This window comes from Kocuria cellulosilytica, from assembly GCF_040981245.1.
GTDB classification, from domain to species: domain Bacteria; phylum Actinomycetota; class Actinomycetes; order Actinomycetales; family Micrococcaceae; genus Kocuria; species Kocuria cellulosilytica.
Genome location: NZ_JAVFWZ010000007.1, coordinates 127,079 through 149,665, shown reverse-complemented (window position 1 = coordinate 149,665; position 22,587 = coordinate 127,079). Strand labels below are relative to the sequence as shown.

The 22,587-nt window shown below is 74.0% G+C and carries 20 protein-coding genes and 4 tRNA genes; 10 read left to right on the top strand and 14 right to left on the bottom strand.

The window, feature by feature from the left end; all coding sequences use genetic code 11:
* Positions 1-61: 61 nt before the first annotated feature.
* From RCG67_RS11975 to RCG67_RS11960, 4 genes are all read right to left on the bottom strand, one after another.
* Positions 62-916 carry a cytochrome gene (locus RCG67_RS11975; protein WP_368826497.1) on the bottom strand — a complete coding sequence of 285 codons (855 nt, stop codon included), beginning with the start codon at positions 914-916 and terminating at the stop codon, positions 62-64.
* 186 nt (positions 917-1,102) lie between these two features.
* Positions 1,103-1,177, bottom strand: a tRNA-Val gene (locus RCG67_RS11970).
* Positions 1,178-1,227: 50 nt separating this feature from the next.
* A tRNA-Cys gene (locus RCG67_RS11965) sits at positions 1,228-1,298 on the bottom strand.
* A 61-nt stretch (positions 1,299-1,359) separates the two neighbouring features.
* Positions 1,360-1,432: transfer RNA gene (locus RCG67_RS11960), tRNA-Gly, on the bottom strand.
* A gap of 298 nt (positions 1,433-1,730) precedes the next feature.
* Between RCG67_RS11960 and RCG67_RS11955 the strand changes: the two genes are divergently transcribed.
* Positions 1,731-1,802 (top strand) — tRNA-Val (locus RCG67_RS11955).
* A 142-nt stretch (positions 1,803-1,944) separates the two neighbouring features.
* On the opposite strand, the gene zapE is transcribed toward RCG67_RS11955, so the two are convergent.
* Positions 1,945-3,006 (bottom strand): cell division protein ZapE, encoded by a 1,062-nt coding sequence (gene zapE, locus RCG67_RS11950; protein ID WP_368826495.1) that lies wholly within the window; start codon positions 3,004-3,006, stop codon positions 1,945-1,947.
* 247 nt (positions 3,007-3,253) lie between these two features.
* Here zapE and RCG67_RS11945 point away from each other — a divergent pair, with 247 nt between their 5' ends.
* The 3 genes from RCG67_RS11945 to ybaK are packed head-to-tail and all read left to right on the top strand — an operon-like array spanning position 3,254 to position 5,123.
* Positions 3,254-4,162: a sulfurtransferase gene (locus RCG67_RS11945; RefSeq protein WP_368826493.1), complete on the top strand. Its 909-nt coding sequence runs from the start codon at positions 3,254-3,256 to the stop codon at positions 4,160-4,162.
* A complete protein-coding gene (locus tag RCG67_RS11940; RefSeq protein WP_058873659.1) occupies positions 4,159-4,614 on the top strand; it encodes a SufE family protein in 456 nt (151 codons plus the stop codon). The genes RCG67_RS11945 and RCG67_RS11940 overlap by 4 nt, the downstream gene beginning before the upstream one ends.
* Positions 4,615-4,631: 17 nt before the next feature.
* Positions 4,632-5,123 (top strand): Cys-tRNA(Pro) deacylase, encoded by a 492-nt coding sequence (gene ybaK, locus RCG67_RS11935; RefSeq protein WP_368826490.1) that lies wholly within the window; start codon positions 4,632-4,634, stop codon positions 5,121-5,123.
* A gap of 6 nt (positions 5,124-5,129) precedes the next feature.
* Here ybaK and RCG67_RS11930 read toward each other — a convergent pair whose 3' ends face one another.
* Positions 5,130-6,443: an alpha/beta hydrolase family protein gene (locus RCG67_RS11930; RefSeq protein WP_368826488.1), complete on the bottom strand. Its 1,314-nt coding sequence runs from the start codon at positions 6,441-6,443 to the stop codon at positions 5,130-5,132.
* A gap of 166 nt (positions 6,444-6,609) precedes the next feature.
* On the opposite strand from RCG67_RS11930, the gene msrB reads away from it, so the two are divergent.
* The 3 genes from msrB to RCG67_RS11915 all read left to right on the top strand — a co-directional run bounded on the left by msrB (position 6,610) and on the right by RCG67_RS11915 (position 9,217).
* Entirely contained in the window at positions 6,610-7,044 is a 435-nt protein-coding gene (msrB, locus tag RCG67_RS11925; RefSeq protein ID WP_368826486.1) for a peptide-methionine (R)-S-oxide reductase MsrB, read from the top strand.
* Positions 7,045-7,146: 102 nt separating this feature from the next.
* Positions 7,147-7,818 (top strand): DUF3000 family protein, encoded by a 672-nt coding sequence (locus RCG67_RS11920; RefSeq protein ID WP_368826484.1) that lies wholly within the window; start codon positions 7,147-7,149, stop codon positions 7,816-7,818.
* A gap of 52 nt (positions 7,819-7,870) precedes the next feature.
* Positions 7,871-9,217, top strand: a complete 1,347-nt coding sequence (locus RCG67_RS11915; RefSeq protein WP_438612666.1) for an HRDC domain-containing protein — start codon at positions 7,871-7,873, stop codon at positions 9,215-9,217.
* A gap of 135 nt (positions 9,218-9,352) precedes the next feature.
* Here the strand turns inward: RCG67_RS11915 and RCG67_RS11910 are convergent, their stop codons facing one another.
* Positions 9,353-9,799 carry a hypothetical protein gene (locus tag RCG67_RS11910; protein ID WP_368826482.1) on the bottom strand — a complete coding sequence of 149 codons (447 nt, stop codon included), beginning with the start codon at positions 9,797-9,799 and terminating at the stop codon, positions 9,353-9,355.
* Between the two features lie 243 nt (positions 9,800-10,042).
* Between RCG67_RS11910 and RCG67_RS11905 the strand changes: the two genes are divergently transcribed.
* On the top strand, positions 10,043-10,474 hold the full coding sequence (locus tag RCG67_RS11905; protein WP_368826480.1) for a Rieske (2Fe-2S) protein: 432 nt from the start codon (positions 10,043-10,045) through the stop codon (positions 10,472-10,474).
* Between the two features lie 7 nt (positions 10,475-10,481).
* On the opposite strand, the gene dxs is transcribed toward RCG67_RS11905, so the two are convergent.
* The 4 genes from dxs to RCG67_RS11885 all read right to left on the bottom strand — a co-directional run bounded on the left by dxs (position 10,482) and on the right by RCG67_RS11885 (position 19,153).
* Positions 10,482-12,524 carry a 1-deoxy-D-xylulose-5-phosphate synthase gene (gene dxs / locus RCG67_RS11900; RefSeq protein ID WP_368826478.1) on the bottom strand — a complete coding sequence of 681 codons (2,043 nt, stop codon included), beginning with the start codon at positions 12,522-12,524 and terminating at the stop codon, positions 10,482-10,484.
* A gap of 228 nt (positions 12,525-12,752) precedes the next feature.
* Entirely contained in the window at positions 12,753-15,575 is a 2,823-nt protein-coding gene (locus RCG67_RS11895) for an aconitate hydratase (protein ID WP_368826476.1), read from the bottom strand.
* A 162-nt stretch (positions 15,576-15,737) separates the two neighbouring features.
* The gene (locus tag RCG67_RS11890) at positions 15,738-17,156 is read right to left on the bottom strand and encodes a class I SAM-dependent RNA methyltransferase (protein ID WP_368826474.1); all 1,419 of its coding nucleotides are present in this window, start codon (positions 17,154-17,156) and stop codon (positions 15,738-15,740) included.
* Positions 17,153-19,153, bottom strand: a complete 2,001-nt coding sequence (locus tag RCG67_RS11885; RefSeq protein WP_368826472.1) for an APC family permease — start codon at positions 19,151-19,153, stop codon at positions 17,153-17,155. The genes RCG67_RS11890 and RCG67_RS11885 overlap by 4 nt, the downstream gene beginning before the upstream one ends.
* A gap of 86 nt (positions 19,154-19,239) precedes the next feature.
* Here RCG67_RS11885 and RCG67_RS11880 point away from each other — a divergent pair, with 86 nt between their 5' ends.
* Positions 19,240-19,986: a potassium channel family protein gene (locus tag RCG67_RS11880; RefSeq protein ID WP_368826470.1), complete on the top strand. Its 747-nt coding sequence runs from the start codon at positions 19,240-19,242 to the stop codon at positions 19,984-19,986.
* Complete coding sequence (locus RCG67_RS11875) at positions 19,986-20,669, top strand: potassium channel family protein (RefSeq protein WP_058873671.1); 684 nt, start codon at positions 19,986-19,988, stop codon at positions 20,667-20,669. Before RCG67_RS11880 ends, RCG67_RS11875 begins: the two co-directional genes overlap by 1 nt.
* A gap of 15 nt (positions 20,670-20,684) precedes the next feature.
* Here the strand turns inward: RCG67_RS11875 and RCG67_RS11870 are convergent, their stop codons facing one another.
* From RCG67_RS11870 to RCG67_RS11860, 3 genes are read right to left on the bottom strand one after another with little or no spacing between them, the layout of a single operon-like run.
* On the bottom strand, positions 20,685-21,407 hold the full coding sequence (locus tag RCG67_RS11870; protein WP_368826467.1) for a DUF3159 domain-containing protein: 723 nt from the start codon (positions 21,405-21,407) through the stop codon (positions 20,685-20,687).
* Positions 21,404-21,808, bottom strand: coding sequence for a single stranded DNA-binding domain-containing protein (locus RCG67_RS11865; protein WP_368826465.1), 405 nt, complete (start codon positions 21,806-21,808; stop codon positions 21,404-21,406). Before RCG67_RS11865 ends, RCG67_RS11870 begins: the two co-directional genes overlap by 4 nt.
* Before the next feature lie 3 nt (positions 21,809-21,811).
* Positions 21,812-22,549 (bottom strand): DUF3710 domain-containing protein, encoded by a 738-nt coding sequence (locus tag RCG67_RS11860; RefSeq protein WP_368826463.1) that lies wholly within the window; start codon positions 22,547-22,549, stop codon positions 21,812-21,814.
* Positions 22,550-22,587 lie beyond the last annotated feature (38 nt).

Below are 22,587 nucleotides of genomic sequence, written 5' to 3'. Positions count from 1 at the left end.
TCTCGACCCGACAAGTCTACGGGCCGTCCCGTCCCCGCCGGCACGCGGGGTGCGCCGGGCGCTACGGCTGCTCGCGCAGCGGGGGCGGCGGCACGGGGCGCAGGGCCGGGCCCGCCGCGGCGAGGGCCGTCTCCTGGGTCCACACGCGGTGCAGCGCGCAGAACTTGTACCAGTGCTGCTCGAGGACCGCCGGGACGGCCTGCACGGGCACGACCTCCGTCTCGCCCACCGCCACGCCCAGCAGCAGGTCGGCGCCGCCGTAGGCCCACGGCTCCCAGGTGCCGGCGTCCGCGTCCACGAGGGACTCCTCCGCCTTCAGCCCGGCCACGAGCTGGGTCACGACCTTGGGGTCGAGGGACTTCACGCGTCCGTCCCGGTCCGTGCCCTTGGTCTTGTAGTCGATCAAGCACACCTTGCCCGCGATCCGGGCCACGAGGTCGAGGGTGCCCGCGTAGCCCACGGTGGAGTTCCAGACCGTGACCTCCACCGCGAGCGGCTCGGGGGTGTAGAGGTCCCACCACTCGTCGAAGCGGGAGGCGAAGCGCTCCTCGCCGCGCTCCGCCAGGGCGGCGCGCGCCTCGGCCGCCCGGTGGGGCCGGCCGAGGGCGCGCAGGGCGATCTGCTCGGCGTAGGTGTGCACGCGGTCCCCGCGCGCCGCGGCCTCGTCGCGGTGCCGTTCGGCGGCCTTGGCCGCGTCGCGCACGACGGCGCGCAGCTGGGCCGGTGAGCCCAGGGCCGCGCGCAGCCGGTCGTCCCGCACCGCGGCCTGCGCGGCGGAGTAGCCGTACCAGCCGTCCAGGTCCGTGGCGGCCCGGGAGAGGACCGTGGTGATGGAGGGGACGGTCGCCTGGTCCGCCACGGACCTCGCGTACATCCGTCCGTACTCGGTCTGTTCCGCCAGCCTGGGCTGTGTCACGCTGCTCGTCGCCTCTCCCTCGCGTCCCCGGGTCCCGGGGCGGGCCCGGTGCTCCGGGCCCTGGCCCGCAGGCTACCGACCGCCTCGGACACGGGACCGGCGGCACCCGCCGTGGGTCCCGCACCCGCCCGCCCGGGGGCCGGGCACAACGAAGGCCCCGGCTCGTGGGAGCCGGGGCCTTCCTGGTGGTGCGCGATACTGGGATCGAACCAGTGACCTCTTCCGTGTCAGGGAAGCGCGCTACCGCTGCGCCAATCGCGCTCTACCGGCGGTCTCCGGAGGAGATCGTCGAGCGTGGTGGGTGTGCACCGAGGTGGAGACGGGATTCGAACCCGCGTAGACGGCTTTGCAGGCCGCTGCCTAACCACTCGGCCACCCCACCGGGACCTGGTCCTCACGGACAGGGCCGTCGGTCACGACATCGTTTCATGCCGATCACTGCGAGCGGACGACGGGAGTCGAACCCGCGACATCCACCATGGCAAGGTGGTGCTCTACCAGCTGAGCTACGTCCGCATGTCTTGCTTCGGCCGATCTCTCGATCTTCCGATCAGGAACTCTAGCACAACCCGTTCCGGTGCTCCTCGCGCCGGTCCGGGGCGTGCCGGAACCGGCGGGAGCACGAGCCGGGGCGGCCTTCCAGCCGCTCCGTCCGCAGGAGCCCGTCGGTGTTCCTGACAGGGAAAGACTGTACGGGACGGATTTCCGAAACGCCAAATTCCCCGCGATCCCGCGGCGGGACGCGGCCGGCGGGCCGCGCCGGGGCCCGAATTGGCCCACGGCGGGGATCTGGGTTATGGTTTTCGAGCAGTGAGCGCGATTGGCGCAGTGGTAGCGCGCTTCGTTCACACCGAAGAGGTCACTGGTTCGAACCCAGTATCGCGCACGAGCAGCACCACAGAGGGCCCCGGCTGGAGATCAGCCGGGGCCCTCTGTCGTCGTCCTGCCCCTCTTTCGTCGTCCTGCCGCGCCCCCGGCCCGCGCGGGCCGGGCCGCCCGCCGCGGCCCCGGCCGGCGGACGCGCCCGGTCAGACCGCGGAGACGTCCCCGAGGATGCCCTCGCGGGCCAGGGCGGTGAGCCGGGACACGGCGCGGAAGTACTTCTTCTGGTAGCCGCCGGCCATCATCTCCTCGGTGAAGACCTCGTCGAAGGGCCTGCCGGAGGCGATGATCGGCAGGTTCTTGTCGTAGAGCCGGTCCGCCAGCACCACGAAGCGCAGGGCCACGGCCTGCTGCTCGATGGTGTGCACGTCCTGCCAGACCACGGCGTCGATCCCCTCGAGGAGCTTGCGGTACCGGGAGGGGTGCACGCCCGCGAGGTGCTCCACGAGGTCGGCGAACCGGTCCGCGGCCACCACCCGGTCCGGGAAGTGCTCCTCCACGGCGCGCTCGAGCTCGGCCTCGGACAGCGGCGCCGGGGCCTGCGGCAGGCCCCGGTGGCGGAAGTCCTCGCCGTCGATGCGCAGCACCTCGAACTGGTCGGCCAGCACCTGGATCTCCCGCTGGAAGTCCTGGGCGGCGAAGCGGCCCTCGCCGAGCGAGCCGGGCAGCGTGTTGGAGGTCGCCGCGATCCGCACGCCTGAGTCCGCGAGCTCGCGCATCAGCCGGGACATCAGGACCGTGTCGCCGGGGTCGTCGAGCTCGAACTCGTCGATGCACACCAGGTTGTAGGTGCTCAGGGCGTCGACGGCCTTGCGGAACGTCAGGGCCCCCACGAGGTTGGTGTACTCCACGAAGGTGCCGAACGCCTTGGGCCCGGGCACGGCGTGCCACAGCGAGGCGAGCAGGTGGGTCTTGCCCACGCCGAACCCGCCGTCGAGGTAGATCCCCGTCCGCATCGCGTCCTTGGGCTGGCCCCCGCCGAAGAGCTTGCTGAAGAACCCGCCGCCGGAGCCGGTCGAGCGGTTGACGGAGTCCGCGAACTTGCGCAGCTCCCGCACCGCCTCCGCCTGGGACGGCTGCTGCGGGTCGGGACGGTACGTGTCGAACGAGACCTCCCCAAAACGCTCCGAGGGCCGGAACGCCGCCAGCAGTTCGTCCGCCGACACCTGGGGGCGCCGCTCGGTGAGGTGTTCGATCTGGATGCTCACGTGGGAGACCTCTCTGTCCGCCGTGCCCGGCGGTTCGCTGGTTCGGCGCGCCGAGCGGCGCACGCGCGTGCTCCGGCGATTTTACCGGCTGGCCGCCGCCCGGGATGCGCCCGCCGCGAAATCCGGCCCCCGGCACGGCCCCGGCGGCGTCCCGGCGGGAACGGGCGCCGCCGGGACCACTACCCTGGAGGATGAAGAAGGTCCGGAAGGACCCGTGCCCCGCAACCCCACCCCGGAAGGAGTCCCCATGGGCGTCGCCGTGGAGAACAACCCAGATTTCGCGCAGTACGCGCACCCCGAGCGCCTCGTGTCCACCCAGTGGGTGGCCGAGCACCTGGACGACCCGGGAGTCGTCGTGGTCGAGTCGGACGAGGACGTCCTGCTCTACGAGACCGGCCACGTGCCCGGCTCCGTCAAGATCGACTGGCACACCGACCTCAACCGCCCCGACACCCGCGACTACGTCGACGCGGAGGAGTTCGCCGAGCTGATGGCGCGCAAGGGGATCTCCCGCGACACCACGATCGTGGTCTACGGGGACAAGTCCAACTGGTGGGCCGCGTACGCCCTGTGGGTGTTCGAGCTGTTCGGCCACCCGGACGTCCGGCTCATGAACGGCGGGCGGGACAAGTGGGTCGCCGAGGGTCGGGAGCTGTCCACCGAGAAGGTCGTGCCCGAGCGCGCCGACTACCCCGTGGTCGAGCGCGACGACGCCCCGATCCGGGCCTACCAGGAGGACGTGCTGGCGCACCTGGGCGAGCAGCCGCTGATCGACGTCCGGTCCCTGCCGGAGTACACCGGCGAGCGCACGCACATGCCCGACTACCCGCAGGAGGGCACGCTTCGCGGGGGGCACATCCCGACCGCGGCGTCCGTGCCGTGGGCCCGGGCCGCCGCCGAGGACGCCACCTTCCGACCGCGCGCGGAGCTCGAGGCGATCTACCGCGACGAGGTCGGGCTCTCCGACGACGACGACATCATCGCGTACTGCCGCATCGGCGAGCGCTCCAGCCACACGTGGTTCGTGCTGAAGCACCTGCTGGGCTTCGAGCGGGTCCGCAACTACGACGGGTCCTGGACCGAGTGGGGCAACTCGGTGCGCGTGCCGATCGTCCTCGGCGAGGCACCCGGCGAGGTCCCGGGGTCGGCCCGATGAGCGGCGCCCTGCCCGCCCAGCTCGAGGAGCTCGTCGCGGACTTCACGGCGGTGCCGCAGGAGGACAAGCTGGAGCTGCTGCTCGACTTCTCCCGCTCGCTGCCGGCGCTGCCGGACCGCCTGGGCGAGCACCCGGAGGAGCTCGAGCAGGTCGTCGAGTGCCAGTCGCCGCTGTTCCTGACGGTCGAGTGGGACGAGGGCGCCTCCCCCGGCCCCGGCGCCCCGGTGCGGCTGTTCTTCTCCGCCCCGGCGGAGGCCCCGACCACCCGCGGCTTCGCCTCGATCCTGCACGAGGGGCTCGACGGGCTCCCGGCCCAGGAGGTCCTCGACGTCCCCGACGACCTGCCGGAGCGCTTCGGGCTGACCCAGCTCGTGTCCCCCCTGCGGATGCGCGGGATGTCCGCGATGCTCGCCCGGATCAAGCGGCGGGTCCGCGAGCTCCAGGACGCCTGAGGGCCCCGGGCACCGGCATGGCCAAGGCGTCCCGCGGCGCGGGCCCCACCGCGGCCGTCGCGCTGCTGGCGCGCGAGCGCGTGGCCTTCACGGTGCACGAGTACGCCCACGACCCCGCGGCGGCGTCCTTCGGCCGGGAGGCCGCCGCCGCGCTGGGGCGCGACCCGGAGCAGGTGCTCAAGACCCTTCTGGTCGTGCACGAGCGGGAGTGGGCGGTCGCGGTGCTGCCCGTGTCCGCGCGGCTGTCCCTGCGCGCGGCCGCGGCCGCGCTGGGCTGGAAGCGGGCGGCCCTCGCCGAGCCCCGCTCGGCGGAGCGGCGCACCGGCTACGTGGTGGGCGGGATCTCGCCCCTCGGGCAGCGGACGCCCTCCCCCACCCTGCTCGACGACTCCGCCGCGGCGTGGGCCACGGTCCTCGTCTCCGGCGGGCGGCGGGGGCTCGAGATCGAGCTGCCGCCGGGCGAGCTGCTGCGGCTCACCGGCGGGCGCACCGCCGCGCTGCGGTCCTGAGCGGGCTCAGCGGGCCCGGACCCGGGCGGCCCCGAGGGACCGGGCGTCCTGGGCGAGCCGGGCCGGCAGCCAGCGCCGCACCGCGTCCTCCCAGCGCCGCGGGTCCACGTTCCACTCCTTGGTGTGCCGGGCGCGGGCGAAGGGCACGAACTCCACGAGCCGATTGAGCTCCGCCAGCCGGCGGGAGCTGGCGGCCGGGACGAACTCGTCGTCCACGGAGTGCAGCACCAGGGTGGGCGTGCGCAGATGCTCGGACCGGGAGAGCCAGTCCAGGGCCCGGAGGTCCACCGGCGCGGCCAGACCCGTCAGCATCCGCCCGGCCGGGTGGGAGATCAGGTTCGTGGCCAGCCGGCCGATCCCGGAGGGGATGCGACGGGTGCGGGAGTGGTGGGCGATCAGCTCGAACCAGTCCACCACCGGCCCGGTGAGCACGAGGGCCGCGATGTCGTCGCGGTAGAAGGACAGGTCCGCCGTCTGCAGCGCGATCGCCCCGCCCATGGACCAGCCGAAGAGCACGATCTGCGTGGCGCCGCGGGACTTCGCGTAGCTGATGGCCGTCTGCACGTCCTTCCACTCCGTGAAGCCCAGCCCGTAGCGGAAGTCGTGCGTGGGCGGCGCCTCCCGGTCGTTGCGGTAGGAGATCAGCAGGGAGGTCAGGCCGAGCTCCCGGGCCACCGGCACAGCGCGGACCGTCTCCATCCGGTTGGCGCCGCGCCCGTGCACCATGATCGCCCACGGCCCCGGGAGCACCCGGGGCCGCTCGCCCTCCGGGGTCGGCCCGCCCTCCGCGGGGACCACCCAGCAGGGCGCCGGCCCCACCTCGATCGGGATCTCCACCTCCTCGAACGGCAGGCCCGCCGCCCCGGGGTCCGGGTAGACCGTCCCGGACCAGAAGCCGCGGGTCGCCCGGAGGAGGTCTCCCGAGTAGACCTCCTCGACCACCCGGGTCACGGTCCCCTCCTGGGGCGAGTAGGAGCGGATGGCGCCGATCCGGGCGTGCCCGCGGCCCGCGTCGAAGCGCAGGCTGTAGGTCCCCGCGACCGTCGTGTCCACCGTGGCCGGGAGCCGCACGAGCGTCGTCGCGGACGGATCGCCGTCCTCGCCGGTGCGGGTGACGCCGAGGATCTGCAGGTCCTCGGAGCGGTACTTCGGGGGCACCACCACCTGCCGCGCGAAGTAGGCGGCCGCCGCGCTCGAGAGCCCGAAGGACAGGGACGCCGCCCCCACGGTGACGGCGGCGCCCACCACGGCCCCGCGCGCCCACTGCGTCGCGGAGGGGGGCTCGGGGGCGGCGGGGACCGGCGGGGAGCGACGTGGCATGCCCCCAGTCTTCCACGCGGCACGGGCATAACCGGGAGGGACGCGTGGTTGTGCTGGCCGGGCGGTCCGCGCCCCCGCGGCGCCGAGCCGCCCCGTGCGGACCGCCGGGCGGGCCCGCACGGAGCCCGCTCCCCGGAGCACCGACCCCGTCCCGGAGGACGACACCATGAGCGAGACCACCAGCCACGGCGACCACCCCGGCAGCACCGGACGCAGCGAGGAGGACTGGCGCACGATCCTGTCCCCCGAGGAGTACCACGTGCTGCGCGAGGCCGGCACGGAGCGGCCCTTCACCGGCGAGTACTGGGACACGAGGACCGAGGGCGTCTACCAGTGCCGCGCGTGCGGGGCGGAGCTGTTCCGCTCCGAGACCAAGTTCGACGCGCACTGCGGCTGGCCCTCCTTCTACGCCCCGCTGGCCGAGGACCGCGTCCGCTACATCAAGGACACCGCCCTGGGCATGGAGCGGGTGGAGGTCCGGTGCGCCGCCTGCGACTCGCACATGGGCCACGTCTTCGGCGGAGAGGGCTTCCCGACCCCCACCGACCTGCGGTACTGCATCAACTCCGTCTCCGTCCGCCTCGTGCCCGCCGCCTCCTGACCGCGCCCGCCCGGGGCGGCGGACGTGACCCGTGCCATGCCGGTCGCGCGCTCGCGGCGTGGCACGGCCGGCCGGGACGCCCGGACGGCCTACCCTTCCAGTGTGAGCGCGGTGAACGGCCTGTCCGAGGTGTACGAGGGGTTCCAGGACGCCCTCGAGCAGCTGCGCCGCACCGGCCGCCGGGAGGGCGTCGAGCTCACCGCGATCCCCGCTCCCACGCACCTCGCCCCGTTCGCCGCCGCGGTGCGCGCCGAGGTGCGGACCCCGCCCGTCCGGCTCCGCGGCGCGCTCCTTCCCGCCGGTCCCGGGGCCCGGCCGGCGGGCACCCCGAGCGCGGCGGACCTGGGCCTGCCGGCCGGCGCCGCGGGCGACGAACTGGCCACGGGGCGCTTCGTGCTCCTGCACGACCCGTCCGAGCCCGCCGCGTGGGGCGGGGCGTTCCGGATCGTCACCTGGGCACGGGCGGCCGCGGGCCGTGAGATCGGCTGCGACGACACGGCGGGCGCGATCGCCTGGACCTGGCTCCTCGAGGCCCTGGAACGCCACCGGGCCGGATATTCTCGGGAGGGCGGCACCGCGTCCCGGGTCCTCGCCGAGGGCTTCGGCCTGCTCGGCGACCAGGAGGAGGGAGCCGACGTCGAGCTGCGGGCCTCCTGGACGCCCGAGGGATCCGACGTGGCTCCGCACCTCGCGGCCTGGGCGGACACGGTCTGCACGTTCGCGGGGCTGCCGCCCTATCCGCCGGGCGTGACCGTGCTGCACCCGCGCCGCTGACCACCGAACCGCACGCGCCCCGCCGGGGCCGACACAGAATCGAAGACGCTCCTTGACCAGCCCAGCCGACCGCCGATCCGCGCCCGACGAGCCCTCGACCCCCGTGGTCGCCGGTTTCGAGGACTTCGAGATCCCCGACAGCGTCCACCTCGCGGCGCCCTTCGACGGGATCCCGCCCGTGATCGACACCGTGGCGGGCCTGGAACGGGCCGCCGCCGCCGTCGCCGAGGGCTCCGGCCCGGCGGCGATCGACACCGAGCGGGCGTCCGGCTTCCGCTACGGGCAGCGCGCCTTCCTGGTGCAGCTGCGGCGCGAGGGCGTGGGCACCGTCCTGATCGACCCGGAGGCCACCGGGTCCCTGGCCGTCCTGGGCGAGGCGCTCTCCGGCGTGGAGTGGGTGCTGCACGCGGCCACCCAGGACCTGCCCTCCCTGCGCGCGCTCGGCATGGAGCCGGACCGGCTCTTCGACACCGAGCTGGGCGGCCGCATCGCGGGGCTCCGGCGCGTGGGCCTGGCCGCGGAGACGGAGGAGCTGCTGGGCTACACGCTCGCCAAGGAGCACTCCGCCGTGGACTGGTCGAGACGGCCGCTGCCCCGGGACTGGCTGAACTACGCCGCGCTGGACGTGGAGATGCTCATCCAGCTGCGCTGGGCCATGGAGGAGCTGCTGCGGGAGAAGGGCAAGCTCGAGTGGGCGCTGGAGGAGTTCGAGGCGGTGCGGACCGCCGAGCCGGCCCCGCCGCGCCAGGACCCGTGGCGCAGGACGTCCGGGATCAACAAGGTGAAGGGCCGGCGCCAGCTCACCGCCCTGCGCGGTCTGTGGGAGGAGCGGGAGCGGCTCGCCCAGTACAAGGACGTCGCCCCCGGCCGGCTGCTGCCCGACGCCGCCCTGGTCGCGGCCGCGACGGCGATGCCGCGCACCGTGCCGCAGCTCCTGGCCACTCCCGGCTTCCACGGCCGGCTCGCGGCTCGGGAGGCCCCCCGCTGGCTGCGGGCGATCGCCGAGGCCCGCAACGCCACCGAGCTGGTCCCCTTCACCGTGAAGTCCGACGCCCTGCCGCCCGTGAAGGCGTGGGAGGTCAAGCGGCCCGAGGCCGCGGCACGGCTGAAGGTCCTGAAGCCGCTCGTGGCGGAGCTCGCCGAGGCGCACGAGCTGCCCACCGAGAACCTGCTCACCCCGGAGCACCTGCGGCGCTTCTGCTGGCAGCCGCCGAAGAGCACCACCGATCAGGCGGTGGCGGACCGGCTGCGGGATCTCGGGGCGCGCCGGTGGCAGGTCGAGCTGACGGCGCCGGTCCTCGGCCCGGCCTGGCGGGAGCTGCGGGCCCGCAAGCGCGCCGCCCGTCAGGCGGAGCGCGACCAGCCGCCGGCCGGCAGCGAGGACACGCCGGCCGCCTGAGCCGTTCCCGGGTCCGCTCCTTCCGGCACCGGCGGGCCCCGGGCGCCGACGACGACGGGTCCCGGCCGTCCGGCCGGGACCCGTCGTCGTGGGCGTCCTGGCGCACGGCCCCCTCGGAGGCGGTGCGCCCGGGGGTCAGTTCTGCGGGTCGCCGGGGGCCGGGTGCGGCTCGGCCGGGTCCAGGGGGCTCTCCGGGGTGACCGGCTTCGCGTCCTGCAGGTCCGTGTAGCCGGTGCTCGCGGTCCCCGCGCTCGAGGCGGTCGTGCTGGAGGCGGTGCCCTCGGAGGAGCCGGATCCCGCGGAGGAGCCGGAGACCTTCTCCTTGACGGACGAGGACGCGTCGGAGGCCTTGGTGCCCACGGTGTCGGCCGCCTTCTTCGCGCTGTCGGCCAGCTTGCCGCCGACCACCGGCACCTCGGACTTGACCCAGTCGGTGCCCTCGGAGACCTTCTCCTGGACCTTCGGGTCCTGCCAGGTCTTCACGGCGTTCTGCTTCAGGGCCTCGTAGCTCTTGCGGCCCGAGGCCGAGCCGACCACGAAGCCGACCCCGAAACCGGTGACGAAGATGAGTCGCTTGATCATGGTGCTGTCCTTCCGTCGGTCCCGGCGCGGCGGCCGGGTCCGGGGCGGAGCCGGTGGTGCACGGCTCGTCCCGCTGACTGATGTCTTCATCATCCTACTGACGAACCGGCTCGGCGGACACCGGGGCCGTGCTGCTCCGCTCACAGCGATCACCCGGGGAGCCGCACCGGGGACCGGGCGAACTCAGGGGTCCGCCGCCTAGACTGGCGGCGCACCCCGAGATCCCCGCCCGGAAGGACCGTCATGGCCGAGCTCCCGCCCCCTCCGTCCGCGCCCTCCCGGCGCGCCGTCCTCGGCCTGGCCGGGTCCGGCGCGCTGCTCGCCGGGTGCGCCGGGCAGGACCCGCCGGCGGGCGGGGGCACGGGCGGCACCGGCGGCGCGGCCCCCGTGGACGCAGGCCCCGTGGAGGACCTGCCGGTCGGCTCGGCCGTGAAGGTCGACCGGGACGGCGTGCAGGCCGTCGTGAGCCGGCCGGGGCCGGACAGGGTCGTCGCGTTCTCCCCCGTGTGCCCGCACCAGGGCTGCATGGTGACCCCGCGGGAGGAGCTCTACGTCTGCCCGTGCCACTCGTCGCAGTTCGACCTCACGACGGGCGAGGTGCTGGCCGGTCCCGCCGAGACCGGGCTGGAGCCGTACCCCGCGAGCGTGGAAGGCGGCCGCATCCTGCTCGGCTAGAGCGGGCTCAGCCCCGGCGCGAGCGCGGCAGCGAGGCCCCGCCGGCGTCCTCGGCGGTCTCCGGCACGGCGTCCTGCCCGGCGGGGTCCTCGCCCGGCACCGGGCGGGCGTAGGGAACGCGGGTCCCCAGCACGGACGCCAGCGTGTCCTGGGCGACGCGCTGGGCCGTCAGGCCCACCCGGGCCAGGACCTGGGAGCGGGAGCCGTGCAGCAGGAACTCCGTGGGCAGGCCCACCTCGTTGAGGGCGGTGTCGACCCCCGCCGCCCGCATCTCCTGGCGGATCCGGGAGCCGATCCCGCCGGCGCGCACGCCGTCCTCGACGACGACCACGATCCGGTGCTGAGCCGCGAGCTCGATGACCGAGGCCGGCACGGGCAGCACCCACCGAGGGTCGACCACCGTGGCGGAGACGCCGTGGGCCTCGAGCCGTTCGGCCACGTCCAGCGCCAGGCCGCTCATGGCGCCGACGGACACGAGCAGGACGTCCCGGCGGGCGCCGACCGTCCCGCTCTCCCCGCCGCGGCGCGCGAGCACGTCGACCCCGTCCGTCAGCCGCTCGACGGCCGGCACCGGGGCGCCCACGGCGCCCTTGGGATAGCGGATGACGGTGGGGGCGTCGTCGACGGCCACCGCCTCGCGCAGCTCCTCGACGAGGGTCGGCTCGTCGCGCGGGGCGGCCAGGTGGAGGCCGGGGACGATCTGCAGCAGGGCCAGGTCCCACATGCCGTGGTGGCTGGGGCCGTCCGGGCCGGTGACCCCGGCCCGGTCGAGGACCACCGTGACGCCGGCGCGGTGCAGCGCCACGTCCATGAGGAGCTGGTCGAAGCCACGGTTGAGGAACGTGGCGTAGAGGGCCACCACGGGGTGCAGCCCGCCGTAGGCCATGCCGGCGGCCATGGCGATGGCGTGCTGCTCGGCGATGCCCACGTCCACGACGCGGTCGGGGTGGGCCGCCTGCATCTTCTGCAGCCCCACGGGAATGAGCATGGCGCCGGTGATGCCCACGACGTCCTCGCGCTCGTCGGCGATCCGGGCGATCTCGTCGCAGAACACCGCCGTCCAGCTGCGCTCGGAGCTCGTCGCCGTGGAGCGGCCGGTGACGGGGTCGATGACGCCCACGGCGTGGAACTGGTCGTCCTCGTTGGCGGTCGCGGGCCCGTAGCCGTGGCCCTTCTCGGTGATCGCGTGCACGATGACCGGCCCGCCGTAGTTCTTGGCGTTGCTCAGGGCCTGCTCGACGGCCTCGAGGTCGTGCCCGTCGACGGGGCCGACGTACTTCATGCCCAGGTCCTCGAAGATGCCCTGGGGCACCACGACGTCCTTGATGCCCTGCTTCATCCCGTGCAGGCCCCGGTAGAGCATCTCGCCCACCGGGCCGGAGTGCTTCAGCAGGTCCTTCACGGTCTCGAGGGTCTGCTCGTAGCGGCGGTCGGTGCGCACGGCGTCCACGCCCTGCTGCACGCTGGCCTGGAGCTCCGCGAGGTGGTTGGCGAAGCCGCCCACGGTGGGGGCGTAGGACCGGCCGTTGTCGTTGACCACGATGACGACCTTGCGGTCGCGGTCGGAGGCGATGTTGTTGACGGCCTCCCACGCCATCCCGCCGGTCAGCGCCCCGTCCCCGACCAGCACGACCGTGTGCCGGTCGTGCCGGCCGGTCATGGCGTAGCCGCGCGAGATGCCGTCGGCCCAGGACAGCGACGAGGAGGCGTGCGAGGACTCGACGATGTCGTGCTCGGACTCCCGGCGGTCCGGGTAGCCCGCGAGGCCGCCCTCCTGGCGCAGGGTCTCGAAGTTCCGGCGGCCGGTGAGCAGCTTGTGCACGTAGGACTGGTGCCCGGTGTCGAAGACCACGGAGTCCTTGGGCGAGTCGAAGACCCGGTGCACCCCGAGCGTCAGCTCGACGACTCCCAGGTTCGGCCCCAGGTGACCGCCCGTCGCGGAGACGTGGGTGACGAGGAACTCGCGGATCTCCTCGGCCAGCCGGCCCAGCTCCGCACGGCTCAGCCCCGCGAGGTCCTCGGGCCCGGACACCCGCTCCAGCACGCTCATGGTTTCTCCCGCAGTCCTCGGCGTCGTGGTCGGTGGCGCCGTCTCCCGGAGGGACCGGGGCGGCGCGCTCCCCCGATCCTACTCGGTCGTTCCGACAGGGCCGTCAGCGCGCAGGGGCCCGGTCCGTTCCAGGACCGGGCCCCTGCGCGCTGTGCACGCCCTGGGATCAGGAGCCGGCGATCGATCGCCGGCTCCTCCCCGCGCGCGCCGGCGCGCGCACGGGGACCCCTACTGGGCGATCTGCCGGAGCACGTACTGCAGGATGCCGCCGTTGCGGTAGTAGTCGGCCTCGCCCGGCGTGTCGATGCGCAGGTCCGCGTCGAACTCGACGGTGGAGCCGTCCTCCTTCGTGGCGGTGACCTTGAGCGTCTTCGGGATGCTGCCCTCGTTGAGCCCGGTCACCCCCTGGATGTCGAAGGTCTCCGTGCCGTCCAGGCCGAGGGAGTCCGCGGACTCCCCGGCCGGGAACTGCAGCGGGAGCACGCCCATGCCGATGAGGTTCGAGCGGTGGATGCGCTCGTAGCTCTGGGCGACGACCGCCTTGACGCCCAGCAGGGAGGTGCCCTTCGCGGCCCAGTCGCGCGAGGACCCGGAGCCGTACTCCTTGCCGCCCAGCACGACCAGCGGGACGCCCGCCTCCTGGTAGTTCATCGCGGCGTCGTAGACGGCGGCCTGCGGGCCGCCCTCCTGCGTGAAGTCGCGGGTGTAGCCGCCCTCCACGCCGTCCAGGAGCTGGTTCTTGATCCGGATGTTGGCGAAGGTCCCGCGGATCATGACCTCGTGGTTGCCGCGGCGCGAACCGTAGGAGTTGAAGTCCTTGCGCTGGACCCCGTTCTCGATGAGGTACCTGCCGGCCGGGGTGTCGGACTTGAACGAGCCCGCCGGGGAGATGTGGTCGGTCGTGACCGAGTCGCCCAGCTTCAGCAGCACGCGGGCGCCCGAGATGTCCTCGACCGGGGTCGTCTCCATCGTCATGCCCTCGAAGTACGGGGGCTTGCGGACGTAGGTGGACTGCGGGTTCCACTCGAACGTCTTGCCGGTGGGGGTGTCCAGGTTCTGCCAGCGCTCGTCGCCGTCGAAGATGGTGCCGTACTCGCGGGTGAACATCTCCGTGTCGATGGACGCGTCGATGATCTTCTGCACCTCGGCCGGGTCCGGCCAGATGTCCTTGAGGTACACCTCGTTGCCGTCGGCGTCCTGGCCCAGGGGCTCGCTGTCGAAGTCGAAGTCCATGTTGCCGGCCAGGGCGTAGGCGATGACCAGCGGCGGGGACGCCAGGTAGTTCATCTTCACGTCCGGGTTGATCCGGCCCTCGAAGTTGCGGTTGCCCGAGAGCACCGAGGTCACGGCCAGGTCGTTGTCCTGGATGGCCTGGGAGATCTCGTCCTCGAGGGGACCGGAGTTGCCGATGCAGGTGGTGCAGCCGTAGCCCACGATGAAGAAGCCGAGCTCCTCCAGGGCCGGGACCAGACCGGACTTCTCGTAGTAGTCGGTGACGACCTTCGAGCCCGGGGCGATCGAGGTCTTGACCCACGGCTTGGCCTTGAGCCCCTTCTCGACGGCGTTGCGCGCCAGCACCGCCGCGGCCATCATGACCGACGGGTTCGAGGTGTTGGTGCACGAGGTGATCGAGGCGATCGAGACCGCGCCGTGGTCGAGCTCGAACTCGCGGCCGTCGGGCATGGTCACCGGCACCTGCTTGGTGGGGCGGCCGTCCTCGGCGTAGGCGTGGTGCTCGCGGGGGCGGTCCGCCTCGGACTGGTGGTCGTCCGCGGTGTAGCCGGGGGCGTCCGAGGCAGGGAAGGACTGCGCCGCGACGTCGTCCACGCTGTCGCCGGAGGCGGCGTCGTCGACGTGCGTGGCGTAGTTCTTGATGTCCTCGTGGAACTGCGCCTTCGCGTCGGTGAGCGAGATGCGGTCCTGCGGCCGCTTCGGCCCGGAGATCGAGGGCACCACGGTGGAGAGGTCCAGCTCGAGGTACTCCGAGAAGGTGATCTCCTCGGAGGGGTCGTGCCACATGCCCTGTTCCTTGACGTACGCCTCGACGAGGTCGATCTGCTCGTCGGAGCGCCCGGTCAGGCGCAGGTACTCCAGGGTGACGTCGTCGATCGGGAAGATCGCGGCGGTGGAGCCGAACTCGGGGCTCATGTTGCCGATGGTGGCGCGGTTGGCCAGGGGCACGGCTCCGACGCCCTCGCCGTAGAACTCGACGAACTTGCCGACCACGCCGTGGTCGCGGAGCATCTCGGTGATGGTCAGCACCACGTCGGTGGCGGTGGCGCCGGCCGGGATCTGGCCGGTCAGCTTGAAGCCGACCACGCGCGGGATGAGCATGGAGATGGGCTGGCCGAGCATCGCGGCCTCGGCCTCGATGCCGCCCACGCCCCAGCCGAGCACGCCCAGGCCGTTCTCCATGGTCGTGTGCGAGTCGGTGCCCACGCAGGTGTCCGGGTAGGCGCGCAGCGCGCCGTCGACCTCGCGGGTCATGACCACGCGGGCGAGGTTCTCGATGTTGACCTGGTGGACGATGCCCATGCCCGGGGGCACGACCTTGAAGTCGTCGAACGCGGTCTGGCCCCAGCGCAGGAACTGGTAGCGCTCCCCGTTGCGCTCGTACTCGATGTCCATGTTGATCCCGATGGAGTCCGAGGTCCCGAAGGAGTCGATCTGCACGGAGTGGTCGATCACGAGCTCGGCCGGGGCGAGCGGGTTCACGCGGGCGGGATCGCCGCCGAGGTCCGCGATGGCCTCGCGCATGGTCGCGAGGTCCACGATGCAGGGCACACCGGTGAAGTCCTGCATGATCACCCGGCCCGGGGTGAACTGGATCTCGATGCTGGGCTCGGCCGTGGGATCCCAGTTGGCCAGGGCCTCGATGTGCTCGGAGGTGATGTTGGCGCCGTCCTCGGTGCGCAACAGGTTCTCGAGCAGAACCTTCAGGCTGTACGGGAGCTTCTGCGCGCCCTCCAGCGTGTTCAGTCGGAAAATCTCGTACTCGGTGCCTTTGACGTCGAGAACGCCCTTGGCCCCGAAGCTGTCCACCGTGCTCATATGCGTGGAACTCCTCTCGCCACCGTCATGGAAACGCCCGCGGGAGGACACCGGCACATGGCCGGGCGTTCTCCCGTGAACAGTCACTGTCAGTGTAGCCCGTGTGAGCCCCGTGACCCCGAACCTCCCCGGAGGCCGCCGTCACGCAGCGGGCGGCGGCCGTCAGGGCTCGAGGACCGCCAGCGTCTCGACGTGGTGGGTGTTCGGGTACATGTCGAACGCGCGCACCTCCCGCACGTGCCACCCGGCGCGGCGGAACCGGCCGAGGTCCCGGGCCAGCGTGGCCGGGTCGCACGCGAGGTACGCGATCCGGCGCGGCGCGAGCGCCACGAGCCGGTCCACGACGGCCCGCCCGGCGCCAGCCCGGGGCGGGTCCAGGACCACGACGTCGGGGCGGGGCACGGCGCCGCCCCGGGCCGGGCGGCGCCGGCCGCGCGCGGGTGCCGCCTCCGGCCACGTCCGGGCCAGCACCTTGTCGACGCTCCCGCGCTCCACCCGCACCCCCGGCCGGCCGGCGAGGGTGCGCCGGGCGTCCGCGCTGGTGACGGGCGAGCCCTCGACCGCCAGGACGGTGCCCGTCTCCCCCACGGCGTCCGCGAGCGCGGCCGTGAACAGGCCCGCACCCGCGTAGAGGTCGAGGGCGTGCTCCCCCGGGCGGGCCCCGGCGGCCGCGGGCACCGCACCGTGCAGCAGCCCGGGGGCGGCCCGGTGGATCTGCCAGAACCCCTCCGCGGAGACCTCCCAGCGGTGCGGGCCCGCGTGCTCGACGACGGACGGCCGTCCCGCCCAGGTCTCGGGCCGCCGCTGACCATCGGCGCGGGCGGTGACGGAGACGTCCCGGTCCGCGGTGAGGCGCGCCAGCTCGTGGCGCAGCCGCTCCCGGTCGGCCCCGGGGGCGAGGCTCAGGTGCACCAGCGGCGTCCCGCCGTCGGCGGGGGCCGCGACGTCGACCCGCTCCGCCCCGCGCAGGTCGAGCCGCCCGAGCCGCAGCCCGTCGATGGCGGGGACGACGAGCGGGAAGGAGTCCACCGGCACCACGGCGGCGCTGCGGTGGGGGTGCATCCCGATCCGGCCCGCGGGGTCGACGGCGAAGTGCGCGCGAGTGCGCCAGCCGCGGCCCTGCGGGTCCTCCCCCGGCATGGCCTCGACGGTGACCCGGGCCTCGAGCCCGGCCAGACGGGAGAGCTGCTCGGTGACCACGGCGGCCTTGAGGGCGCGCTGGGCCGGCAGCTCGGCGTGGCCGAACTCCGCGCCGCCCACGGGCGGCTCCCCGCGCCGCCAGGTCAGCAGGGGGTCGGCCGGGGCCCACACGTGCTCGGTCCGCCGGCCGGGGTCCCCCTCGAGGACGGCCACGACGTCGCCCCGCCAGAACCGGGCCGCGGGGCCGCTGTCGGTGAGGCGGACGCGGACCAGCTCGCCGGGCAGGCCGTGGCGGACGAAGACCACGCGGCCCTCGCCGGTGCGGGCCACGGTGTGCCCGCCGTGGGCCACGGGGCCCAGGCGCAGCTCGAGCTCGGCGGGCTCGGCGGACCCTGCGGATTCTGTGGACCCGGCGGGGACCGGGGGGCGGGACGGGATCACGGCTGGGACGCTCTCTGCTCGGGGGCGGACTCGGGGCCCGTGTCCTCGCCGGAGGCGGAGGACAGGTGCCAGGGCACGGAGGCCGTCATGACCCCGCGCTCCTGGTGCAGGCGGGCCCGCAGCGGCCGGATGGCCTGGTTGTGCAGCAGCCGCTCCCACCGGTGCCGCACCACGTACTCGGGCAGGTACACCACGACCAGGTCCCGGGGGGACTTGCGGCGCACCCCGCGCACGTGGTCGAGGACCGGGCCGATGGTGTCCCGGTAGGGCGCGTGCAGGACCGTGACGGGCACCGGGATCTCGAGGCGCTGCCACTCGGCGAGGATCCGGGCGGTGGCCGAGGCGTTCGTGTCCACGACGACGGCCTCGAGGGTCGAGGGCCGGGACGCCCGGGCGTAGGCCAGGGCGCGCATGAGCGGCTTGCGCACGGAGGAGACGTAGATGATGGCGTGCACCCGCGAGGGCAGGGCCCGGACCGGGGAGTCGGGCTGCAGCGCGAGCTCGGCGTCCACGGCGTCGTAGTGCCGGCGGACGCCCGCCATGACCGCGCTGAGGACGGCGATGGCCACGATGGTGATCCACGCGCCCTGCGTGAGCTTCGTCACGAGCACGACCACGAGCACCGCCGCGCACAGGACGAAGGCGACCAGGGCCACGGCCCGGCGGACGAACAGCTCGCGGCGGACCCCCGGGTGCGGGCGCATCCGCCGCACCCGCGCCCAGTGCCGCACCATGCCGGCCTGCGTGAGCGTGAAGGAGACGAACACGCCCACGATGTAGAGCTGGATGAGGCTGTTGACGTTGGCCCCGAACGCCACGGTGAGGACCACGGCGACGAGCAGCAGCAGCAGGATGCCGTTGGTGAACGCGAAGCGGTCCCCGCGCGCCTGCAGCTGCCGGGGCAGGAAGGCGTCCCGCGCCAGCCGGGAGGCGAGCGTGGGGAAGCCGGAGAAGGCGGTGTTCGCGGCGAGAACCAGCACGCCCACGGTCGCGGCGACGAGCACGAAGAACCACAGGGAGTCGGTGCCGAAGACGGTCTTGGCGAGCTGGCCCAGCACGGGGTCCTGGAAGAAGTCGGGCCCGGGGAGCCGGCCGTCCACTAGCAGCTGCTCCTCCGGGTCGCCCACGACCACCACGTCCGTGCGGTCCGCGAGGTACATCACGCCGGCCAGCAGGGCCGCCGCGAGGGCGCCGAGCACCCCCAGCGTGGCCGCCGCGTTGGCCGCGCGGGGCTTGCGGAAGTACGGCACCGAGTTGGTGATGGTCTCCACGCCGGTCAGCGCCACGGCCCCGGAGGAGAAGGCCCGCAGCACCACCAGGGCGCCCGCCAGACCGGCCAGCCCGGCGTCGAAGCCCGCGGCGGGCAGGACCTCCCGGTCCGCGCTGGGGGCGTCGCCGAGGGAGCCGGTGAGGTCCTGGCCCAGGCCCACGAGCAGCAGCGCGGCCAGGACGGCGAGGAAGAAGTAGGTGGGCACGGCCGCGGCCCGGCCCATGAACTTCAGGCCGCGGAGGTTGAGCAGGCCCACGAACAGGATCCCGGCCACGGCCAGCTCCACCCGCCAGCCGATGAGCGCGGGCAGCGCCGCGGAGACGTACTGCGCGGCGGTGGCCATGGACACCGCCACGACGAGGGAGTAGTCGGCCATCAGAGCCGCGCCCACGCCCACCCCCGCGGTGCGGCCGAGGTTCTTGGAGACGATCTCGTAGTCGCCGCCGCCGGAGGGGTAGGCGCGCACGTTCTGCCGGTAGGCGGTGATCACCACGGCGAGCACCACCAGCACGGCCAGGCCCACCCAGGGGGAGACCGCCACGGCCGTGGTCCCCGCGAGCGCGAGCGTGAGGATGATCTCGTCCGGGGCGTAGGCCACCGAGGAGAGGGCGTCCGCCGAGAAGACCGGCAGCGCCGTGCGCTTGGGCAGCACGGCGTCGACAAACCGCTCGTTGTGGATGGGCTTGCCGACGAGTGCGCGCCGCACGGCCCGGGGAATGCTCTGCACGGCTCCCCACGGTAGTCCGTCCCGCACCGATTGTCCGCCGCACCGGCTGCCCGCCGCGCGCCCGGGCGTGACCTAGGCTGAGGGGCATGGCGCATTTCGTGATCATGGGGGTGGGGCGCGTCGGCGTGATGGTCGCCCACACCCTCGAGGACTCCGGGCACACCGTGGCGGTGATCGACCAGGACGACCGCGCCTTCCGGAGGCTGCGCAAGTCCTTCGAGGGCAAGAAGGTCACCGGCCTCGGCTTCGACCAGGAGGTGCTGCGCCGGGCCGGGATCGAGGAGGCCTACGCCTTCGCGGCCGTCTCGAGCGGGGACAACTCCAACATCATCGCGGCCCGGGTGGCGCGCGAGACGTTCAAGGTCCGCCACGTCGTGGCCCGCATCTACGACCCCTCCCGGGCGGAGTTCTACCAGCGGCTGGGGATCCCCACCGTCGCCGCCGTGCGCTGGAGCGCCGACCAGGCGCTGCGCCGGATCCTGCCCGAGCAGACCATCACGGCCGACTTCCGCGAGGCCTCGGGACGGCTGCAGCTGGGCGAGCTGTCCCTGGACGACTCCTGGTCCGGCCTGCACCTGGACGCCATCGAGGAGGCCACGGGGGTGCGGATCGCGTTCGTGACCCGCTTCGGGGAGGGCGTCCTGCCCGGTCCGGACATGAGCTACCAGCAGGGGGACGTGGTGCACGCCATGATGCGCACCGACGACGTCGAGGCCGTGTCCCGCGTGCTGTCCCGCCGGCCCGGACCGGACGTGCTCGACTTCGCCAACTCCCTGCGCCGGGAGTCCGAGGACGCGCCCGGATCCGACGACACCTCGCGGGGAGGAGCCTGATGCGCGTGGTCATCGTGGGCGCGGGCGCCGTGGGCGCCTCGATCGCCCGGGAGCTGCTCTCCCACCAGCACGAGGTCGTGATCTTCGACGAGAAGCCCGAGGTGATCGGCCGCTCGGACCTGCGCGGCGCCCAGTGGATCATCGGGGACGCCTGCGAGCTCTCCACCCTGCGGGAGGGCGGGCTCGAGGACACGGACGTCGTCGTCGCCGCCACGGGCGACGATAAGGCGAACCTCGTGGTCTCGCTCCTGGCGCGCAGCGAGTTCGGCGTGCCCCGCACGGTGGGCCGGGTCAACAACCCCAAGAACGAGTGGCTCTTCGACGACGCCTGGGGCGTGGACGTGGCCGTGTCCACGCCGCGGCTGATGACCGCGCTCGTGGAGGAGGCCGTCGAGGTCGGCGACGTGGTGCGGCTGCTGACCCTGCAGACGGGCGGGGCCACCCTCTCGGCCTACACGGTGCCCCACGAGCACCCGATCATCGCCACGATGGTCTCCCAGGTGCCGTGGCCGCCGGACGTGGCGCTCGTGGCCATCCTGCGCGACGGCGTGCCCATCACCCCCTCGGGGGACGACGTGGTCGAGGGCGCCGACCAGCTCTTCTTCGTCTCCACCACGGAGGGCGAGGCGCAGCTGCGCGCGATGTTCACCACCGCGGGCCGGCACGAGCCCCACCGGGACTGAGCCCGGCGGACGGGCTCAGGGGGTGTCCTGCTCCTCGGCGGCGATCTGCTCCGGGGGCCGGGACACGAGCCACGCGAGCCACAGGGTCAGCGCGTACAGGGGCACGCCCATGACCAGGCGCGCCACGCCGAGCCCGGTGAGGTTCTCCGCGAGGTACAGGGGCACCTGCACGAGCAGGCGGGCGGCGAACATGGCCATGAGCATGACCGTGGCCACCTGGTACGCGCGGCGGCGCACCGGGACCTCCCGCCACTGGGTGCCCTCCCCGCGGATGTAGCCGTAGAAGACGCCGAGCAGCGGCCAGCGGGCGAGCAGGGACAGCCCGAGCCCGCCGAACCAGGCCGCGTTGATCCAGAAGCCGGGGACGTAGTAGTCCAGCGCCTCGCCGGTGGCGCGCGCGAACAGCGCGCAGACGCCCACCCCCACGAAGCCGGAGACGGCCTGCACGAGGCTCTGGCGCTGGACGAGGCGCAGCACGGTGAAGAGCGCGGCCGCGCCCAGGGACGCGATGAGCGCCACCCCGAGCGTGTTGCCGACGAGCAGCACGGCGAGGAACACGAAGCCCGGCAGGATCGTCTCGGCGAGTCCGCGCCAGCCGCCGACGGCGTGCAGCACGTCGAGCTGGCCGTTGTCCTTGCGCCGCATGCCCGAGCGCGCGGCGTAGGCGGCCATCGAGCGCTCCACGTCGTCGCGCCCGGGCCCGCCCGCCGTGCTCCCGGGCTCCTGGGTGCCCGTCATCGGCTGACCTGCTTCGCGATGATCTCGTAGCGCGGGTTGAACATCGAGGGACGCCCGTCCCGGAAGCTGACCACGCCCGCGCAGCGCAGCCGCGTCCCCGCGGTGACGCCCGGCACGCTGCGTTGGCCGTGCCACACGAGGCGCAGGGGCCGGGGGGCCGCCGGGTCCTGCTCCCCCTCCGCCCGGGGGCAGTCCGGCACGAGCAGCGCGGTGAAGTTCTGCGCGCCCGTCACCGGCGGCACGGTGACCTCCACCACGAGGCCGGTCGCCATCACCCGGCGGCGTCCCCCGGCCGCGGTCGAGGGATCGAGGTCCCCCGCGCAGACCGGCGCCTCGGCGACCACGTCGATGGCTCCGGTGCCCGGCGCCGGCCGGGTGAGCCCGTTCCCCGTCCTCGTCATGGCTCAGCCGATCTCGGTGATCTCGGGGCCGCGCCGCGGCGGCCGGACGGGCTCCCGGTCCGGCTCCTGCTCCGCGTCCCGCTCCGTCCCCGGGGCGGGGCGGCGCACCGCGTCCTCGGGGACGACCAGCGTCAGCAGCTCCCGGGGCGGCATGGGGCGGTCGCCGCGCACCACCACGAGCTCGCGCACGACCTCGTCGAGGGCGGCGGCCGACTCGGCGGTCACCGCGGCGGTGCCCGTGAAGACCGCGCGCACGAACCAGCGCGGCCCGTCGACGCCCACGAAGCGGGCGAGGCGGAAGCCCTGGGTGCCGTCGGAGGCCGTGGCGGGGAAGCGGGCGACGACCTGGAGCCCGAACGGGCCCTCCTCGACCGTCGGCTCGCCGTTGCCCGTGCGCAGCGACTGCACCAGCTCGCGGCGGACCTCGTCCCACAGCCCCTCGGAGCGGGGCGCGGCGAACGCCTGGACCTGGACGGACCCGCTCCCGAGGTCCAGGGCGACCGCGCGGGGGCGCTGCGTGCGCTCGTCGACCTCGAGCCGCACGCCCAGCCCGGAGCGCGGGCGCACGAGCACGGCACCGAGGTCGAGGTAGCCGTCGCGGCCGTCGATCTGCGAGACGTCGAGGGGGCCCTGCGGCTCCCGGCGCCGCGCCGCCGCGGCGTCCTCGGCGCTCGGGACGGCCTCCGGCGGCTGCGGGGCGGCGTCCTGCGCCGGGGGCTGCTTCTTCTTGCGACCGAACATGTTCTCGTTCTCCTCCGCCGGCCCGCGGGCCGGCTCGT

Excerpts from the sequence above, each read along its gene's own strand:
- RCG67_RS11880 (WP_368826470.1), top strand. The coding sequence starts at position 19,240 with ATGGCGCATTTCGTGATCATGGGGGTGGGGCGCGTCGGCGTGATGGTC.
- msrB (WP_368826486.1), top strand. The coding sequence starts at position 6,610 with ATGAGCGAGACCACCAGCCACGGCGACCACCCCGGCAGCACCGGACGC.
- ybaK (WP_368826490.1), top strand. The coding sequence starts at position 4,632 with ATGGCCAAGGCGTCCCGCGGCGCGGGCCCCACCGCGGCCGTCGCGCTG.
- RCG67_RS11945 (WP_368826493.1), top strand. The coding sequence starts at position 3,254 with ATGGGCGTCGCCGTGGAGAACAACCCAGATTTCGCGCAGTACGCGCAC.
- RCG67_RS11865 (WP_368826465.1), bottom strand. The coding sequence starts at position 21,808 with ATGACGAGGACGGGGAACGGGCTCACCCGGCCGGCGCCGGGCACCGGA.
- RCG67_RS11910 (WP_368826482.1), bottom strand. The coding sequence starts at position 9,799 with ATGATCAAGCGACTCATCTTCGTCACCGGTTTCGGGGTCGGCTTCGTG.
- RCG67_RS11895 (WP_368826476.1), bottom strand. The coding sequence starts at position 15,575 with ATGAGCACGGTGGACAGCTTCGGGGCCAAGGGCGTTCTCGACGTCAAA.
- RCG67_RS11860 (WP_368826463.1), bottom strand. The coding sequence starts at position 22,549 with ATGTTCGGTCGCAAGAAGAAGCAGCCCCCGGCGCAGGACGCCGCCCCG.
- RCG67_RS11875 (WP_058873671.1), top strand. The coding sequence starts at position 19,986 with ATGCGCGTGGTCATCGTGGGCGCGGGCGCCGTGGGCGCCTCGATCGCC.
- dxs (WP_368826478.1), bottom strand. The coding sequence starts at position 12,524 with ATGAGCGTGCTGGAGCGGGTGTCCGGGCCCGAGGACCTCGCGGGGCTG.
- RCG67_RS11905 (WP_368826480.1), top strand. The coding sequence starts at position 10,043 with ATGGCCGAGCTCCCGCCCCCTCCGTCCGCGCCCTCCCGGCGCGCCGTC.
- RCG67_RS11870 (WP_368826467.1), bottom strand. The coding sequence starts at position 21,407 with ATGACGGGCACCCAGGAGCCCGGGAGCACGGCGGGCGGGCCCGGGCGC.
- RCG67_RS11930 (WP_368826488.1), bottom strand. The coding sequence starts at position 6,443 with ATGCCACGTCGCTCCCCGCCGGTCCCCGCCGCCCCCGAGCCCCCCTCC.
- RCG67_RS11940 (WP_058873659.1), top strand. The coding sequence starts at position 4,159 with ATGAGCGGCGCCCTGCCCGCCCAGCTCGAGGAGCTCGTCGCGGACTTC.